Genomic DNA, 16,675 nt, shown 5'->3' on the forward strand with positions numbered 1-16,675 from the left:
ATTGTAGGCGTTGATTCTTTTTCGAGCAACTTTTAACTGCATTGTTTAAAAAATATCCAGCTGGGAGGCCCGAACTGAGCGAGCCGCCGAAGAAAGGTTCCGCGCGCTCACAGCTCTTTTCCGAGTCTCGGCTAAAGTCTGTCTAGATGGATTCGTCTACACTTTTGTTCGGATTTTGCGTGGCGCCTCTCATATCTTTCTCCATGTTCAGGTGACTTTAACAAAGGGCGCTCGTCTTAAGTCTCAACATCCGGCAATGTTCAGGCTATCGACCTTCAGAGATCTTGGTCGAGCCGTCTCTGCGTAACCCGGAGCAGCACCCGCCAACCCGTGTGATGACGAGCGTACCTTGAGCATTTCTGCCAATGGTGCCTACTATTTGATACGTGCTCGGTTGCGCGAGATGGGTGCGGCTCTTCTCGGTGTCCACTCAGGCACGGGGTGGCGTAGATGTTTCTTCGCCGGAAAAACATCGGTAAGGTAGGGGTCAGAATTCCAGACCCGCGAGGAGTAGTGATGAGCGAGGCGTTGTCCATCCACCATGACCAGGCTGGTCATCAGTTCGAGACCAATGTGGACGGTCATCGTGCCTACCTGACCTATATGGATCTGGGGAAACAGACCCTGGATATCTATCGCACCTTCGTGCCCAACGCACTGCGTGGTCGTGGCATTGCGGCAGCCTTGACCGAGAAGGCGCTGGAGTACGCTGAGGAAATGGGCTACACCGTCATTCCATCGTGTTCCTACGTGGAGCGTTACATGGAGCGTCACCAGCGGCATGCGGCCAAACTGAGCCAGTAAACCGTACACATAAAAAAACGCCGGGTTAAGCCCGGCGTTTTTTTTGTGCGCGAAAAGCGGTGATCAGGTGCGATCACGGTTTGGCAGCACATCCTTGAGCTTGGCGTGCATGCTGCGCAAGGTATTTTCGGTAGCAGACCAGTCGATGCAGGCATCGGTGATCGATACGCCGTATTGCAGGTCGGCGAGGTCTTTTGGAATCGCCTGGCAGCCCCAGCTCAGATGACTTTCGACCATCAGGCCGATGATCGACTGGTTGCCTTCGAGGATCTGGTTGGCGACATTCTCCATCACCAGCGGTTGCAGGGCCGGGTCCTTGTTGGAGTTGGCGTGACTGCAATCGACCATGATGTTCGGCTTGATCTTCGCCTTGTTCAACGCTTGCTCGCAAAGTGCGACGCTGACCGAATCGTAGTTCGGTTTGCCGTTGCCACCGCGCAATACCACGTGACCGTAGGCGTTGCCTTTGGTGGTGACGATCGACACGCCACCTTCCTGGTTGATACCGAGGAAACGGTGCGGGCTGGAAACCGATTGCAGTGCGTTGATCGCTACGGTCAGGCCGCCGTCGGTGCCGTTCTTGAAGCCGACTGCCGAGGACAGGCCGGAAGCCATTTCACGGTGAGTCTGGGATTCTGTGGTGCGCGCACCGATGGCCGACCAGCTGATCAGGTCCTGCAAGTACTGCGGGGAGATCGGGTCGAGGGCTTCGGTCGCGGTCGGCAGGCCCATCTCGGCCAGGTCCAGCAACAACTTTCGGCCGATGTGCAAACCGTCCTGAATCTTGAAGGAGTCGTCCAGGTACGGATCGTTGATCAAACCTTTCCAGCCGACGGTGGTGCGTGGCTTCTCGAAATACACGCGCATGACCAGATACAGGGTATCGGACACTTCGGCCGCAAGCGCCTTCAGGCGCTCGGCGTATTCGTGGGCAGCCTTGATGTCGTGGATCGAGCAAGGCCCGATGACAACAAAGAGGCGGTGGTCGGTGCCATCAAGAATGTTGCGAATGACTTCGCGGCCCTTGGTGACGGTGCGCAGGGCAGCGTCGCTCAGTGGGATATCACGCTTGAGCTGATCGGGAGTGATCAGGGTCTCGTTGGAGGCGACGTTTAGGTCGTTGATCGGTAAATCAGCCATCGTTTACTCGTCAGGTCACGGGTGCCGGCCGCCAGCGAACCCGCGCGGCGGAGCACAGCAAATTAATCGCGTCGGGGAGCAGAACCTTAGCGCGTTACACCGTGGCTCGACAATGGGCAGACGCCGGTTTAATCCAGCACAGCCTGTGCAAATACCCTGCGAACCGTGTCGTGAGAGAACTCATCGGCGTGCTCCTGGACCCATTCGAGGGCCAGGGCTTGAGTTTCCTGCAGGTCGTCGTGCGCGTCATGCAGGCGGCAGTAACGCTCGATCTGGCACACTTGCTCGCCCATTCGGGCACTGAACATCATCTGCTCGTCAACAAAAGCGATGCCTACCAGATAGCCGCGCTTGCGCCGCAGGCACCAGGCCACATAGCCCAGAAAACGTATGTCGGGGTTTAAGGTGGGCATGCGCACTTCCAGCGCCGTACCGTGGCGCCACGCCCGGTGATAATTGCAAGCCATGCCCCCGAGGCTGATAGTGTGCAGCTGTTGCCGCGAAATACACTCAGGTTTGAGCAATGTTAATTCGACGGGCACATCGTCAGGGTGAGGAATAAAACGTCCCATGAACACGGACTCCATGTGTCGGCCATCTGACATTGTTTCCCCCAGTATAGTGGTCGAATCGGAGCTGGATGATTTCGACGCCGACCAACGGCTGCTGGCGATGAGCGGTGTGTCGCTGGTTATTTTCACCAGTGTCGGCTGCGCCAGTTGCCGTTTTGCCCGTGAGCAGTTGCCACGACTCGATCTGAACGTTGATCGACTGTGCTGGATTGACGCGGGGAACAATGGCGGCGTGGTCGAGCGTTATCAGGTCTTTTACTTGCCGGCGCTGTTTGTGGTGCGCGACGGTGAATTCTTCGGGGCGCTAAAATCGCGCCTGACCCGCACCGAGCTCAATGAAGCCGTGGGTCAGGCGTTGAGTCGAATTGCAGAGGAGTTGCCATGATGGGGGCAGTGACCAAACCGACAATCGGTATTATCGGCACCGGCGCGATCGGCGGGTTCTACGGGTTGATGCTGGCGCGTGCTGGTTTCGATGTGCATTTTCTATTGCGCAGTGAGTTTTCGGCCGTTGCCGAGCACGGACTGCAACTCGACAGTGCGGTGCACGGCGCGCTGACGTTGAATCCGGTTCAGGCCTATTCGACGGCCGAAGACATGCCGCCCTGCGACTGGTTGCTGGTCAGCGCAAAAACCACCAGCAATGCGGATCTGGCGCCGGCCATCGTTCAAGCGGCGGCACCGAATGCCAAGGTGCTGCTGTTGCAAAACGGTCTGGAAGTCGAAGACAGCTTGCGGGCGTTGCTTCCCGATTCGCTGCACGTGCTCGGTGGGCTCTGCTATATCTGCGTCCATCGCGACGGACCAGGTGTCATCACCCATCAGGCGCTCGGCGCAGTGAATGTTGGCTATCACAGTGGCCCAGCAGCCGATGAGCAGACGCGCATGGCGATTGTCGAGGAGGGCGCCCGGCTGTTTCGCACCGCCGGCATCGATTCCCAGGTCATGGCGAACCTGCATCAGGCGCGCTGGCAAAAGCTGGTCTGGAATATCCCTTACAACGGTCTGTCGGTGCTGCTTGGGGCGAGCACTGCGCCATTGATGGCCGATGCCGACAGTCGGGAGCTGATCAAGGCTCTGATGGCTGAAGTGGTTCAAGGCGCACTCGCTTGCGGTCACGACGTACCGGCCGGATATGCCGACCATCTGTTCACGGTGACCGAAAAAATGCCCGACTACTGGCCGAGCATGTACCACGATTTTCTGCACAAGCGACCGCTGGAGCTGGAGGCGATTTACGCCCGGCCCCTGGCGGCGGCCAAAGCGGCAGGATGCGAATTGCCGCGAATCGAAGCCTTGTATCGCAGTTTGAGTTTTATCGATCGACGTAACACTTGAGTCGATCAACCTTGGGGAGAAGGGCATGGCAAAAACGATCGACGACAAACTGGTGCTGGCGATTTCTTCGCGTGCGCTGTTCGACCTGAGCGAAAGCCACAAGGTCTATCTGTCGAGCGGCGTCGAGGCCTATCGGCAATATCAGATCGAACACGAAGATGAAATCCTCGAGCCCGGTGATGCATTCCCGTTGGTGCAAAAACTCCTCAACTTGAACACCCGCCTCGGCCGCGCCCGGGTCGAAGTGATCCTGGTGTCGCGCAACAGTGCCGACACCGGCCTGCGGGTGTTCAATTCGATCCACCACTATGGCTTGGCGATTTCCCGCGCGGCGTTTGTCGGCGGGCGCAGTCCTTATCCGTACCTCAAGGCGTTTGGCTGCGACCTGTTCCTCTCGACGCATGCCGAAGACGTGCGCAGTGCACTGGATGCCGGGTTCGCCGCGGCGACCATTCTGTCGGGTGGCGCCAGCCGTGCGGCCAGTGATGAATTGCGCATTGCCTTCGATGGTGACGCGGTGCTGTTTTCCGATGAATCGGAACGCGTCTATCAGTCCGGTGGTCTGGAAGCGTTTCAGGCCAGCGAGCGCGAAGCCGCCCGCGAGCCGCTGCGCGGTGGGCCGTTCAAAGGCTTCCTTGCGGCCCTCAATCTGTTGCAGCGCGAGTTCCCCGATGACGCCTGTCCGATCCGCACCGCGCTGGTGACTGCGCGATCGGCGCCGGCCCATGAGCGGGTCATTCGTACCTTGCGCGAATGGGACATTCGTCTGGACGAGTCGCTGTTTCTCGGCGGCCTGACCAAATCGGCGTTTCTCGAAGCGTTTGCCGCCGACGTGTTTTTCGACGATCAGGCTGGTCACTGCGAGCTGGCCCGCGAGGTGGTCGCCACCGGTCACGTGCCCCATGGCATAAGCAACGAGCAGAAGGTTTAAGCCCCCGGTTCAACGCGTTACGCGGGACGTCGTACTCGCCAAGGCACTGCTAAGCTGAATCAATCTCGGCCATGTTGGCACTCGAGGAGGTCATATGATTCATTCGATGCTGTATGCCACCGACCTCGGCCTGTATGCACCGTTGGTGATGCAACATGCCTTGGCGCTGGCTCGAACATTCAATGCCGACCTCTACGTGGTGCACGCCGTTGAACCGATGGGGTTGTTCGCCGAATCGGTGCTTCAGAGTTACCTCGATGAGCAGGCGTTGAACGAGTTTCACAGCCAGGGCCTGAATACGGTGATCGCCAATATCGAGCAGCGGGTACTCGACAGCTTTCGTGAAGAGCTGGGGGGCGAAGGGGAGCACGACCTGGAACGAATTAAAGCGGTACGGGTGCTTCAGGGTGACCCGTCGCAGGTGATTCTCGACCAGGCGCAGAAACTCTCCGTGGATTTGTTGATCGTAGGTAGTCATAGCCATGGTGCTGGCGCGGAAACGCCTTTGGGGCGGACTGCAGCGCGGGTGTTGCAACTGTCTCGGGTACCGGTCTATCTGGTGCCGCTGGTGGAACGTCGTCGCCAAGGGGATCGTTAGTGTCCTGCCTCGCAAATACTGTTCCTTTTTGACGGCGTCTGTTTCTGCCATGCTGCGTTGCCGCTCCTCGCCATAGCGGGCTATGACTCGTCGCGGCGCCTTGCCTGGCAGCAACAGCCACTCGTCAAAAGAGGAGCGTATTCACGAGGCAGGACACAGAACACGAATAGTGGCAGTTTGATAAAAAAGTTCTAGATTTATTCTTCAAACCATTAATATAGTTATATACCGTCGCTGATGCCCGTGGCGTCTACCTGCTTTGAGGGATTCATATGAAGCTTCAACAATTGCGCTACATCTGGGAAGTGGCGCACCACGACCTCAACGTTTCCGCTACAGCCCAAAGCCTTTACACGTCGCAACCGGGCATCAGTAAGCAGATCCGCCTGCTGGAAGACGAATTGGGGGTCGAGGTTTTCGCTCGCAGCGGCAAGCACCTGACACGCGTCACCCCGGCCGGCGAGCGCATCATCACCACCGCCGGCGAGATCCTGCGCAAGGTTGAAAGCATCAAGCAGATTGCCCAGGAATTCTCCAACGAGAAGAAAGGCACCCTGTCGATCGCCACCACGCACACCCAGGCGCGTTATGCATTACCACCGGTGATCAGCAATTTCATCAAGCAATACCCGGACGTCGCCCTGCACATGCACCAAGGTTCGCCGATGCAGATTGCCGAAATGGCCGCTGACGGCACCGTGGATTTCGCCATTGCCACCGAAGCGCTGGAGCTGTTCGGTGATCTGGTGATGATGCCGTGCTATCGCTGGAACCGCTGCGTGGTCGTGCCTCAGGGCCACCCGCTGACCAAGCTGTCGAAGTTGACCCTCGAAGCCCTGGCCGAATACCCGATCGTGACGTATGTGTTCGGTTTTACCGGCCGCTCGAAACTCGACGAAGCGTTCAGCCATCGCGGCCTGACGCCGAAAGTGGTGTTCACCGCCGCCGACGCCGACGTGATCAAGACTTACGTTCGCCTGGGCCTGGGCGTGGGCATCGTGGCGAAAATGGCGGTCGATGCCAAACTCGACAGCGACCTGGTCGTGCTGGATGCCAGCGATTTGTTCGAATCCAGCATTACTAAAATCGGTTTCCGTCGTGGCACGTTCCTGCGTGGCTTCATGTGCGACTTCATCGAGAAGTTCGCCCCGCACCTGACCCGCGAAGTCATGGCCAAAGCCATCCAGTGCCACAACAAGCAGGAATTGGAAGAGCTGTTCGACGGCGTCGAACTGCCGGTCCATTAATCTCCCTTTCTACACCACCTCGGTAACAGCAAACTGTTGCCGAGCACCTGCCACCAGAATCTCCACCCCGTCCCCTTCGAACTTGCCCAGCAGGCTTTTGCCCAGCGGCGAGCGGGGGGTGATGACGGTGATCCATTGCCCCACCAGATCGACCTTCAATCCCGCCGCGTCGGGGGCCAGGAACAGCCATTGTTCACGTCCCTTTTCGTCTGCGAGACCGAGCAGGGCGCCGACTTCGATACCGCGCTGATCGTCATACGGGCGCAACGTCAGGTTCTGGCAAAGCGTCAGTGAATGACGGATCTCCTCGACCCGCTTCGCCTGCCCGGCCGCGAGGTATGACGCCTCGAGACCCAGAGTGTCGTATTTGTTCTCGGCGATGTTTTCTTCGTGGGTCGCGGTTTCGTAAGCGGTTTGCGCGGCACGCTCGGCGATGTCGAGATCGATCCGCAGCTTGTCGAGTATCAGTTGGTGGACGGTAGGCTTGTGCATGGTCAGGTTCATGATCAATCGCAGAATTGCTGGACGTTGGCGCGGCTTTTTTCGCTCGGTGCAGTCTGGTCCTGTTGCAACCAGAACTGGCATTTGGGGTTCGACAGGTTGCGGCTGCTGCTGCTGCGCGCCTGATCCAGCCTTTGCTGCTGCTCGTTTTTGTGCAGGTTCTCTTCGTACTGCTCGAACAGCGGGCTCTGCGGAGGACTATCCGGCACCGGTTGCACCACCACCGGCGGTTTGGCCAGTTGTTGTAAAGCCTCAGCCACGGGCGCCAATGGCTCGTTGAACAGTAGGCGAGAGGCGAGCCAGCACGTCAGCGCGATTGCGATAAACCCCAGCCACACACCCAGGGCAATGCTGCCGGTCAGTTGCAAGGCGCTGAGCTGGATCGGCAACGGGCGGCGCGGGTTTGGACGGTAGGGCATGGCTGCCTCCTGGCGGGTGGTCGCGGGCGAGTGGCGATTGTCGCATGAAGATTAATCGCCGTCGGCTCTTCTGCACGGGGTAGTTTATGAGGACAATCGGCGCCTTTGCCAACGGGAGCCTGGAATGCCTGAAATGAAAGCCCGCTGGGATATTTTCTGCACAGTGGTCGACAACTTTGGTGACATCGGTGTGACCTGGCGTCTGGCCAGACAACTGGTGGCCGAACATTCGGTGACGGTGCGCTTGTGGGTCGATGATCTGCGGGCCTTCGAGCGCTTGTGCCCGGACATCGACATCAACGCCTCACAACAATGGCAGCAGGGCGTCGAAGTGCGTCAGTGGACGGCCAACTGGCAGCCCACGGAAGCTGCGGATGTGGTGATCGCCGCGTTCGCCTGCCAATTGCCGGGTGCTTACATGGACGCCATGGCCGAGCGGGAAAAACCGCCGCTGTGGATGAATCTCGACTATCTGAGTGCCGAGGACTGGATCGTCGGCTGCCACGGTTTGCCGTCGGTGAAGTACAAAAGCGTACAAAAATTCTTTTTCTTCCCAGGATTCCAGAAGGGCACGGGCGGCTTGTTGCGTGAAAGCGGATTGCTTGAGCGTCGTCAGCAATTTCAACAAAACCCCGAGTCCCAGCGAGAATTCCTGCAGGGTTTAGGGATTGATCGCGCGCAAGGTGCGCAGTTGGTCTCGCTGTTTGCCTACGAAAATAAAGGGCTGGCCAGTTGGTTTGATGCAATGGCTGCCGACTCGACGCCCACTCATCTGCTGGTGCCCGAAGGTCGGGTTCTTGGGGATGTCGCGCGTTGGCTCGGGGTGGACGGTCTGGTGGCCGGCGCCGTGCATGTGCGCGATGCCTTGACCGTGCAAGTGCTGCCATTCGTCCGACAGGACCAGTATGACCTGTTGCTGTGGTGCTGCGATTTCAACGCCGTGCGCGGTGAAGATTCCTTTGTCCGCGCCCAATGGGCGGGCCGGCCGCTGCTCTGGCACATCTATCAGCAGGACGAAGACATCCATCTGGACAAGCTCGAGGCCTTCCTCGCTCTGTACACAAAAGAACTGTCGGAGCCTGCCAGAGAGGCAATCAGCGGTCTTTGGCATTCGTGGAATGCCGGTGAGACAATGTCCGACCACTGGCTGGCGACCCGCAAACACTGGCCAGAACTGCAAAAACACGCCGAAGCGTGGTGTTTGGAACAAGCCTTGCAGGATGATCTTGCCGCAGCGCTGGTACAGTTTTATGTAAATTGGATATGATACGCGGCCTAGATTTTTGTAAATCCCATCCAAATTCGGATATTCGCAATGAAAACTGGTAAAGAACTGAAACCCGGTACCGTGATCCGTCTCGAAAACGATCCTTGGCTGGTTCAGAAAGCTGAATTCACCAAGTCTGGTCGTAACAGCGCGATCATGAAGACCAAGCTGAAAAACCTGCTGACCGGTTACAAGACCGAGATCGTTTACAGCGCCGACGACAAATTGGACGACGTAATCCTCGACCGCAAAGAAGCGACCCTGTCCTTCATCAGCGGCGACACCTACACGTTCATGGACACCACCGACTACACCATGTACGAGCTGAACGCCGAAGACATCGAAGCCGTTCTGCCTTTCGTTGAAGAAGGCATGACCGATGTTTGCGAAGCGATCTTCTTCGAAGAACGTCTGGTTTCCGTAGAACTGCCGACCACTATCGTGCGCGTAGTTGACTACACCGAAGGCTCCGCTCGCGGTGACACTTCGGGCAAAGTAATGAAGCCTGCCAAGCTGAGCAACGGTACTGAATTGCAAGTTGCTGACTTCATCGAAATCGGTGACAGAATCGAGATCGATACCCGCGAAGGCGGTTCCTACAAAGGCCGTGCTAAATAAGCACCGCTTCAGGAATGAAAAAGCCCGACCATTGAGTCGGGCTTTTTTGTACCTGCGATTTACCACTTACTTGAGGTGTTGCTTGAGCTCTTCGGACGCCTGCAACATCGCCGAACGCACCGCTGGAACCTGGCTCACCACGTTAAGCAAACCATAGTCGTGGATCATGCCGTTGTAGCGAACTGCAGGGAATCAGCGTCAGACGGTAACGTGCAGGCGCACATCGACGTTGCCACGGGTGGCGTTGGAGTACGGGCAGACCTGGTGTGCGGCGTCGAACAGGCTTTGCGCATCGGCGTGTTCAAGACCCGGCAAGCTGACGTGCAGGTCGATGTCCAGACCGAAACCACCAGGGATCTGGCCGATGCCTACATGAGCGGTGATCGAGGCGTCGTCCGGGAGTTTGCGTTTGGTCTGGCTGGCAACGAGTTTCAGCGCGCCGATGAAGCAGGCGGAGTAACCGGCTGCGAACAGTTGCTCAGGGTTGGTCGCTGCGCCGCCAGCACCACCGAGTTCCTTGGGCGTGGCGAGTTTCACGTAGAGGATGGTGATCTCTAGAATTTAGCGGGCGAATCTTTACTGCGCCAGACAATTTTAGCCTAGTGCTGATCGAGGGTATTTTGCAGCGCCAGATCCCACGGCGGGATCGGGCTGAAGCGGGTCTTCAGGTATTCCAGTAACAAGCGACTGCGGGAATTGGGTTGTTGCTCCAGGCGCAGCGCATAAATGCCGGTGGTCTCCGGTGTTGGTAGGCCGTTTTCGCAAAACAGTGGCAGCAACTCGCCGCGCAGCAAGTATTCGCTGGCCAGCCAGGTCGGCAAGTGCGCGATACCCAGCCCGGCCAATGCGCCGCAGACCAGCGCCTCGGCATTGTTGGCGCTCATGCGAATCCGCGCCGGGCGGTGCAAGTGCATCTGCCCACCCCGTTCGAAACGCCAGGCGAACGGCGGGGCCAGGCCATCCCAGTCGAGCCCATCGTGCTCAATCAGCTGCGCCGGATCGGTCGGCACGCCACGCCGTTGCAAATACTCGGGGCTGGCGCAGGCAATGCGCACCATACTCGCCAGCGGCGTGGCCACCAGCCGGGTATCGGCCATTTGCCCGGCGCGCAGCACCAGATCGACCTTACCCAGATTCAAACCCTGCATGTCGACGAAACTGTCGATCAGGTGCAGCTGCACGTCGAGACCTGGGTAGAGCATCAGAAAATCGGCAATCACCGGCGCCAGATGTCGCCGTCCAAACGCTGCCGGTGCATCGATCCGAATCAAGCCTTCCGGTGCACTGCTCAAGGATACCGCTTCAGCCCGAGCCAGCCGCAGTTCAGCCACGATACGCCGCGCGCGTTCGGCAAAAGCCAGACCTGCCGGGGTTGCGCGCACCGCGTGGGTGCTGCGAATGAACAACTGGCTGCCGACGGCGTTTTCCAGGCTGTCGATGCGCCGCGCCACGGCCGAAGGGGTCAGTGGGTGGCGGCGGGACGCGGCGGAAAAACTGCCGGTTTCCAGCACGTCGAGGAACAGGCCCAGTTGTTCGGTCAATTGATTGGGGTTCATGGTGTAATCCGCGCTTATGCGAAGTTGGCACAGCCATTGTGCGTTGCTGTGCGTTTCCCCGCCAGAGCCGACTGCGTAGGATGAGTAGCCTGACGTAAAGGGAAAATCGCCTGTGAGTGAGTTTTTGATGTATCTGGTCTTTGGCGCCGCCCTGGGAACCCTCGGTGGGTTATTCGGCATTGGCGGTGGTTTGATCGCGATTCCGCTGCTGGGCGTGTTGTTCGGCCTCGATCAGCAGGTTGCCCAAGGCACGGCGCTGGTGATGGTGGTGCCCAACGTGATGCTGGCGCTGTGGCGTTATCACCAGCGTAATCGCATTGAATTGCGCCATGCGCTGCCATTGGCTTCGATGGGTTTCTGTTTCGCCTGGATCGGTTCGATCTGGGCGGTCGGCATTGATGCGCAAACCATGCGCGTCGGATTTGTCGCGTTCCTGGTTGCTCTGTCGGCCTACAACCTGGTGCGAATGTTCTGCGCCAACGCGCCGGCGTCTGCGCAGATGAATTATTCATGGCCATGGCTGGGCGTACTCGGTGCCGCCTCCGGCACCATGGGCGGGTTATTTGGCGTGGGCGGGGCGGTGGTGGCAACGCCGGTGCTAACCAGTCTGTTCGGCACCAGTCAGGTGGTTGCGCAGGGGTTGGCGCTGGCGCTGGCGTTGCCGAGCACGGGTGTCACGCTGGTGACTTACGCGGTGCACCATCAGGTGGACTGGATGATCGGTCTGCCCTTGGCGGTCGGTGGCCTGATGAGCATCAGCTGGGGCGTGAGGATCGCTCACGCGCTGCCGGAGCGGCTGCTGCGCGGACTGTTCTGCGGTTTCCTGGTGCTCTGCGCGGTAATGCTGGCCCTTAAAGTTTGAAACCTTCGACGATGTGTTCGGCCAGGCACTCGGTGATCGGCGAGGGGTTGTGCAGGTTGCGCAGCAGCATGATGCTGGCTTCTGGCAGGATCGGCAGGTCTTCGGCTTCACCGAGAATGCGCATGTCCGGGGTGACCAGGCTTTCCAGTTGCGCGGTCACCGCCAGACCGGCGCTGACCACCGCCATGATCGCCGACAGGCTGTCGCTGTTGTACGCCACGCGGTAATCGCGACCCATGGCATCCAGTGCATTGCAGGCCCATAAGCGGCAGAAGCAATCACTGTTGAACATCGCCAGCGGCAGCGGCGTTTGTTCGTGGGCGCTGAAACATTGCGCCTCGGCCCAGACAAAGCGCTCTTTGCGCAGCAACTGGCCGATTTCGTTGCCCGGTTCGCGGGTGACGATGGTCAAGTCCAGGTCCTGGCGCAGCAGCAATTGTTTTGATGATTCGCAGTGCACCTCGATCTGGATCAGCGGATACGTCTGCGCAAATCGCCGCAGAATTCCCGGCAAAAAACGCATCACGTAATCGTCCGGCGTGCCGATGCGCACCATGCCGACCATGTGCGGCTCGCGCAGCGTATTGAACACTTCACTGTGCAGCTTGAGGATGCGTCGGGCATAGCCGAGCAACACCTGTCCCTCAGCCGTCAGTCGCACCTGCCGTCCGTCGCGCTGGAATAACTGACGCTGCAACACATCCTCTTCCAGCCGCTTCATCTGCATGCTCACGGCGGACTGGGTCCTGTTGACCAACTCGCCGGCACGGGTAAAGCCGCCCTGATCGGCGATGGCGACAAAGGTGCGCAGCACTTCGGTGTCGATACTCGGGTAGGCAGACATTCATCAATCTCCGAGATGTGTTACATCAGAAACATTCGTTGGATTGATCTTAGCCCCGGCGCGACACTTGAGCCATCCCAAACGGAGGGCAACACGATGAAAGGTCAAAAAGGTTATGCAGACGTAGAAAAACACTCCATCCACCTGATATCCGATTTGCTGCACAAAGTTAACCGCTGGTACGAACTGCACCGTGAACGTGAAATGTTGGCAGGCATGAGTGATGAAGCGTTGAAGGACATCGGGCTCAGTCGTGCGGATGTCGAGCACGAAGCCATCCGCCCATTTTGGGATGACCCGATGCACAAATGAGTAAAGCACAACTACACAAACCGTCTCCCGGTGAGGTAGGTTGCGAGCAGACAAGGAGATGCTCATGCCCGCAACACTGTCCTTTTCCATCAAACAGGCTCGGCGTCTGGCGCTGGCTGCCCAAGGGTTCAACGGGCGCCAGCCGCCAGCGGCGATCAAACCGGTTCAGCTCAATCGTCTGATTGAACGGTTGGGTATTCTGCAGATCGATTCGGTCAATGCGTTGGTGCGTTCGCACTACCTTCCCTTGTTTTCCCGCCTCGGCAATTATTCATCCGACTTGCTCGACCAGGCTGCTTGGAGTTCGGGCCGGCGGCGCACGCTTTTCGAATATTGGGGGCATGAAGCCTCGTTGCTGCCCTTGTCGATGTACCCGTTGATGCGCTGGCGCATGCTGCGCGCGACCCGGGGCGAAGATATCTACCAGCAACTGGCACGTTTCGGTCGTGAGCAGCAGGACACGATTCGTCGGGTGCTGGCCTCGGTTCAGGCGCTGGGCGCGCTGGGTGCCGGAAGTCTATCGACCCGTCAGGAGCGGGCAGGGCCCTGGTGGGACTGGAGCGCGGAAAAGCATGCGCTGGAGTGGTTGTTCGCCGCCGGTGAAGTGACCGTGGCCGGGCGGCGTGGGTTCGAACGGCTTTATGATCTGCCGGAGCGGGTGATTCCTTCGGCGATACTCCAGCAACCGTTGCTCTCGGAAGCTGAGGCCCAGCGCGGTTTGTTGCGACATGCGGCGAATGCCTTGGGTGTGGCGACTGAAAAGGACCTGCGCGATTATTTTCGCCTGAGTCCCGGTGATGCCCGTCCGCGCTTGGCGGAACTGGTGGAGGCGGGTGAATTGCTGTGCTGTGAAGTCCAGGGCTGGCGGCAACTGGCTTATTGTCTGCCGGAGCCGAAAGTGCCGCGCAAGGTTGAGGCCAGCGCTTTACTTTCACCGTTTGATTCGTTGATCTGGGAGCGCAGCCGCACTGAGCGCCTGTTCGATTTTCGCTATCGGCTGGAGATTTATACGCCGCAGGACAAGCGGGTCTATGGCTATTACGTGTTGCCGTTTTTGCACAATGAACGGATTGCCGCGCGGGTGGACCTGCGCGCCGAGCGGGCGCTGGGCAGACTGGCGGTGCACGCTGTGCATGAGGAAGAGCCGGGGCTGGATGACGAGGGGATGCTGGCGTTGGCGGTTAATCTGCGGCAGATGGCGGATTGGCTGGGGCTTGAGCGGGTTCAGTTGAATTGTCCGCGGGCGAGTGCGGCGCGGTTGCGGGTGGCATTGAAGGAGATTGGTGGTGACTGAGCTGGCGCCTTCGCGGGCAAGCCTCGCTCCTACGGGAGCGAGGCTTGCCCGCGAAGGGCTTAACGCGATTTAACGCCGAACCTGCTTCAACGTCTCGGCAATCAAAAACGCCAATTCCAGCGACTGATCGGCATTCATCCGCGGATCGCAATGGGTGTGGTACCGGTCCGACAACCCGTCTTCGGTAATCGGCCGCGCGCCACCAATGCACTCGGTGACATTCTGCCCGGTCATCTCGATGTGGATACCGCCGGCATAAGTGCCTTCCGCTTCGTGAACCTGGAAGAACTGCTTCACCTCGCCAAGAATCTGTGCGAAGTCGCGGGTCTTGTAGCCGCTGCTGGCCTTGATGGTGTTGCCGTGCATCGGGTCGGAACTCCAGAGCACCTGCTTGCCTTCACGTTGCACCGCGCGGATCAACGCCGGCAAATGATCGCCAACCTTGTTCGCGCCCATCCGAGCAATCAGGTTCAAGCGACCCGGATCGTTGTCCGGGTTGAGTGCATCGATCAGGCGAATCAGGTCTTCGGGGTTCATGCTCGGGCCGACTTTGACCCCGATCGGGTTGTTCACGCCGCGCAGGAATTCGACGTGAGCGCCGTCCAGCTGACGGGTGCGGTCGCCGATCCACAGCATGTGCGCCGAGCAATCGTAGTAATCGTTGGTCAGGCTGTCGCGACGCACGAAGGCTTCTTCGTAATTCAGCAACAGCGCTTCGTGAGCGGTGAAGAAACTGGTTTCGCGTAGTTGCGGCGAGCTGTCCATGCCGCAGGCGCGCATGAACGCCAGGGTTTCATCAATGCGATCGGCCAGGTGGCTGTACTTCTCGGCCAGCGCCGAGTTGGCGATGAAATCCAGGTTCCACTTGTGCACCTGATGCAGGTCGGCGAAACCGCCCTGGGCAAAGGCGCGCAGCAGGTTCAGGGTCGCGGTGGACTGGTGATAGGACTGCAGCAGGCGCTCCGGGTCCGGCACGCGGCTTTTTTCATCGAAACCGATGCCGTTGACGATGTCGCCACGGTAGGCCGGCAGGGTTACGCCGTCGATGGTTTCGTCGTTGGCCGAACGCGGTTTGGCGAACTGCCCGGCCATGCGCCCCACCTTGACCACCGGGCAACCGGCGGCGAAGGTCATGACGATCGCCATTTGCAGCAGCACTTTAAAGGTGTCACGGATTTTCGCGGCTGAGAACTCGGCGAAGCTTTCAGCGCAGTCGCCGCCCTGCAGCAGAAACGCGCGGCCGTGGGTCACTTCGGCAAACTGACGGCGCAACTCCCGGGCTTCACCGGCAAACACCAGCGGCGGATAACTGGCCAGCGTTTGCTCGACTTGCAGCAAATGCGCTGCGTCGGGGTAGTGGGGTTGTTGCTGGATCGGCAGGGCGCGCCAGCTGTCAGGGCTCCAGGGTTGGCTCATCACGGTCTCTAGTGTTTTACGCTTGGACGGTCATGTTATCAGCAATTAGTGCGTGACCTGTTCCCGTCGCTTCGCGGACAATCGCGCCTTTGTAGCTGTGTACCAGCAGTTTTATTGCGTTTGCCGGGGCCCGGTAACGATCAGGAGACGAAATGACTGAGGAGCGCGTCGAGCATCTGCTCGCCGAGGTGCAGGATGAGTTCGGCGTGATTCGCGTGCTGGAAGTGGCCGATTACCGCTTTCTCGAGTTCGGTGATGCCATCGAGCAGAGCTGCGTGTTCACGGCTGACCCGAGCTGGCTCGAATACGATTACACCCGGGCGATGCTGATTGGCGCGTTGTGCCACGAGCAGCCGGAAAGCGCGCTGTTCCTCGGCCTCGGTGCCGGCACCCTGACCCAGGCCTGCCTCAAGTTTCTGCCGCTGGAAGACGTCGAAGCCATCGAACTGCGGCCCGACGTGCCGCGCCTGGCCATTGAATACCTTGGGCTGGATGACGATCCGCGGCTGTATATCCGGGTGGGCGATGCGCTGGAGTTGCTCGATACCGCTGAACCGGCGGACCTGATTTTCGTCGACCTCTATACCGATGTCGGGCCGGGTGTCGGGCATCTGGCGTGGAATTTCCTGGAAAACTGTCAGAAACGCCTGAATCCGGGTGGCTGGCTGGTGATCAATCAGTGGGCCACCGACGATGGCAAGCCGTTAGGCGCGGCGTTGTTTCGCGGCCTCTATCACCGGCATTACTGGGAACTGCCGGTGAAGGAGGGCAATGTGATTCTGATCGTGCCTTCGGAGCTGGATCAGGAACTGGACATGGAAGGCTTGAACGCCCGGGCCGAAGGTTTGGGGCCGCGTTTGGGGTATTCGTTGCAGTCGTTGATCAAGGCGATCCGCCCGGCTACATGAGTTGTCAGTTAGGGCCTCTTCGCGGGCAAGCCTTGCTCCTACAGATTT

Annotated in this window: 19 protein-coding genes and 2 pseudogenes; 12 read left to right on the forward strand and 9 right to left on the reverse strand. The window is 59.1% G+C overall.

The window, feature by feature from the left end; genetic code table 11:
• Nucleotides 1–516: 516 nt before the first annotated feature.
• Entirely contained in the window at nucleotides 517–804 is a 288-nt protein-coding gene (locus QK293_RS07500) for a GNAT family N-acetyltransferase (RefSeq protein ID WP_008057026.1), read from the forward strand.
• A 63-nt stretch (nucleotides 805–867) separates the two neighbouring features.
• On the opposite strand, the gene QK293_RS07505 is transcribed toward QK293_RS07500, so the two are convergent.
• Nucleotides 868–1,944 carry a 3-deoxy-7-phosphoheptulonate synthase gene (locus QK293_RS07505; RefSeq protein ID WP_282376526.1) on the reverse strand — a complete coding sequence of 359 codons (1,077 nt, stop codon included), beginning with the start codon at nucleotides 1,942–1,944 and terminating at the stop codon, nucleotides 868–870.
• Nucleotides 1,945–2,072: 128 nt separating this feature from the next.
• Complete coding sequence (locus QK293_RS07510) at nucleotides 2,073–2,516, reverse strand: PilZ domain-containing protein (RefSeq protein ID WP_282376527.1); 444 nt, start codon at nucleotides 2,514–2,516, stop codon at nucleotides 2,073–2,075.
• On the opposite strand from QK293_RS07510, the gene QK293_RS07515 reads away from it, so the two are divergent.
• From QK293_RS07515 to cysB, 5 genes are all read left to right on the forward strand, one after another.
• Nucleotides 2,515–2,901 carry a thioredoxin family protein gene (locus QK293_RS07515; RefSeq protein ID WP_282376528.1) on the forward strand — a complete coding sequence of 129 codons (387 nt, stop codon included), beginning with the start codon at nucleotides 2,515–2,517 and terminating at the stop codon, nucleotides 2,899–2,901. The two genes, QK293_RS07510 and QK293_RS07515, sit on opposite strands and share 2 nt — an antisense overlap.
• Nucleotides 2,898–3,854, forward strand: coding sequence for a putative 2-dehydropantoate 2-reductase (locus QK293_RS07520; RefSeq protein WP_282376529.1), 957 nt, complete (start codon nucleotides 2,898–2,900; stop codon nucleotides 3,852–3,854). The genes QK293_RS07515 and QK293_RS07520 overlap by 4 nt, the downstream gene beginning before the upstream one ends.
• 25 nt (nucleotides 3,855–3,879) lie before the next feature.
• On the forward strand, nucleotides 3,880–4,785 hold the full coding sequence (locus QK293_RS07525) for a 5'-nucleotidase (protein WP_282376530.1): 906 nt from the start codon (nucleotides 3,880–3,882) through the stop codon (nucleotides 4,783–4,785).
• Nucleotides 4,786–4,879: 94 nt separating this feature from the next.
• The gene (locus QK293_RS07530; RefSeq protein WP_282376531.1) at nucleotides 4,880–5,383 is read left to right on the forward strand and encodes a universal stress protein; all 504 of its coding nucleotides are present in this window, start codon (nucleotides 4,880–4,882) and stop codon (nucleotides 5,381–5,383) included.
• Nucleotides 5,384–5,655: 272 nt separating this feature from the next.
• Nucleotides 5,656–6,630, forward strand: coding sequence for an HTH-type transcriptional regulator CysB (cysB, locus tag QK293_RS07535; RefSeq protein ID WP_282376532.1), 975 nt, complete (start codon nucleotides 5,656–5,658; stop codon nucleotides 6,628–6,630).
• A 9-nt stretch (nucleotides 6,631–6,639) separates the two neighbouring features.
• Here cysB and QK293_RS07540 read toward each other — a convergent pair whose 3' ends face one another.
• Both QK293_RS07540 and QK293_RS07545 read right to left on the reverse strand, forming a co-directional pair.
• Nucleotides 6,640–7,122, reverse strand: coding sequence for a transcription elongation factor GreAB (locus tag QK293_RS07540; RefSeq protein ID WP_282376533.1), 483 nt, complete (start codon nucleotides 7,120–7,122; stop codon nucleotides 6,640–6,642).
• 14 nt (nucleotides 7,123–7,136) lie between these two features.
• A complete protein-coding gene (locus QK293_RS07545) occupies nucleotides 7,137–7,550 on the reverse strand; it encodes a hypothetical protein (protein ID WP_282376534.1) in 414 nt (137 codons plus the stop codon).
• 124 nt (nucleotides 7,551–7,674) lie between these two features.
• Here QK293_RS07545 and earP point away from each other — a divergent pair, with 124 nt between their 5' ends.
• Nucleotides 7,675–8,817: an elongation factor P maturation arginine rhamnosyltransferase EarP gene (gene earP, locus QK293_RS07550; RefSeq protein WP_282376535.1), complete on the forward strand. Its 1,143-nt coding sequence runs from the start codon at nucleotides 7,675–7,677 to the stop codon at nucleotides 8,815–8,817.
• Between the two features lie 48 nt (nucleotides 8,818–8,865).
• Entirely contained in the window at nucleotides 8,866–9,435 is a 570-nt protein-coding gene (locus QK293_RS07555) for an elongation factor P (RefSeq protein WP_032626910.1), read from the forward strand.
• A 66-nt stretch (nucleotides 9,436–9,501) separates the two neighbouring features.
• Here QK293_RS07555 and QK293_RS07560 read toward each other — a convergent pair.
• The 3 genes and pseudogenes from QK293_RS07560 to QK293_RS07570 form a co-directional block, all read right to left on the reverse strand.
• Nucleotides 9,502–9,621, reverse strand: a pseudogene (locus tag QK293_RS07560) (alpha/beta hydrolase); the annotation flags it as partial.
• 12 nt (nucleotides 9,622–9,633) lie between these two features.
• Nucleotides 9,634–9,981: pseudogene (locus QK293_RS07565) on the reverse strand (organic hydroperoxide resistance protein); the annotation flags it as partial.
• Between the two features lie 53 nt (nucleotides 9,982–10,034).
• Nucleotides 10,035–10,991, reverse strand: coding sequence for a LysR family transcriptional regulator (locus QK293_RS07570; RefSeq protein WP_282376537.1), 957 nt, complete (start codon nucleotides 10,989–10,991; stop codon nucleotides 10,035–10,037).
• A gap of 112 nt (nucleotides 10,992–11,103) precedes the next feature.
• Here QK293_RS07570 and QK293_RS07575 point away from each other — a divergent pair, with 112 nt between their 5' ends.
• Complete coding sequence (locus QK293_RS07575) at nucleotides 11,104–11,853, forward strand: sulfite exporter TauE/SafE family protein (RefSeq protein ID WP_282376538.1); 750 nt, start codon at nucleotides 11,104–11,106, stop codon at nucleotides 11,851–11,853.
• Here the strand turns inward: QK293_RS07575 and QK293_RS07580 are convergent.
• A complete protein-coding gene (locus QK293_RS07580) occupies nucleotides 11,843–12,697 on the reverse strand; it encodes a LysR substrate-binding domain-containing protein (protein ID WP_282376539.1) in 855 nt (284 codons plus the stop codon). The two genes, QK293_RS07575 and QK293_RS07580, sit on opposite strands and share 11 nt — an antisense overlap.
• Before the next feature lie 96 nt (nucleotides 12,698–12,793).
• On the opposite strand from QK293_RS07580, the gene QK293_RS07585 reads away from it, so the two are divergent.
• Nucleotides 12,794–13,009, forward strand: coding sequence for a DUF1127 domain-containing protein (locus tag QK293_RS07585; protein WP_282376540.1), 216 nt, complete (start codon nucleotides 12,794–12,796; stop codon nucleotides 13,007–13,009).
• A gap of 64 nt (nucleotides 13,010–13,073) precedes the next feature.
• A complete protein-coding gene (locus QK293_RS07590; protein WP_282376541.1) occupies nucleotides 13,074–14,303 on the forward strand; it encodes a winged helix-turn-helix domain-containing protein in 1,230 nt (409 codons plus the stop codon).
• Between the two features lie 69 nt (nucleotides 14,304–14,372).
• Here the strand turns inward: QK293_RS07590 and QK293_RS07595 are convergent, their stop codons facing one another.
• On the reverse strand, nucleotides 14,373–15,719 hold the full coding sequence (locus tag QK293_RS07595; RefSeq protein WP_282376543.1) for a 3-deoxy-7-phosphoheptulonate synthase class II: 1,347 nt from the start codon (nucleotides 15,717–15,719) through the stop codon (nucleotides 14,373–14,375).
• Between the two features lie 152 nt (nucleotides 15,720–15,871).
• On the opposite strand from QK293_RS07595, the gene QK293_RS07600 reads away from it, so the two are divergent.
• Nucleotides 15,872–16,627 carry a spermidine synthase gene (locus QK293_RS07600; protein ID WP_282376545.1) on the forward strand — a complete coding sequence of 252 codons (756 nt, stop codon included), beginning with the start codon at nucleotides 15,872–15,874 and terminating at the stop codon, nucleotides 16,625–16,627.
• Nucleotides 16,628–16,675 lie beyond the last annotated feature (48 nt).

Source organism: Pseudomonas sp. AL03 (genome assembly GCF_029960815.1).
Classification (GTDB): domain Bacteria; phylum Pseudomonadota; class Gammaproteobacteria; order Pseudomonadales; family Pseudomonadaceae; genus Aquipseudomonas.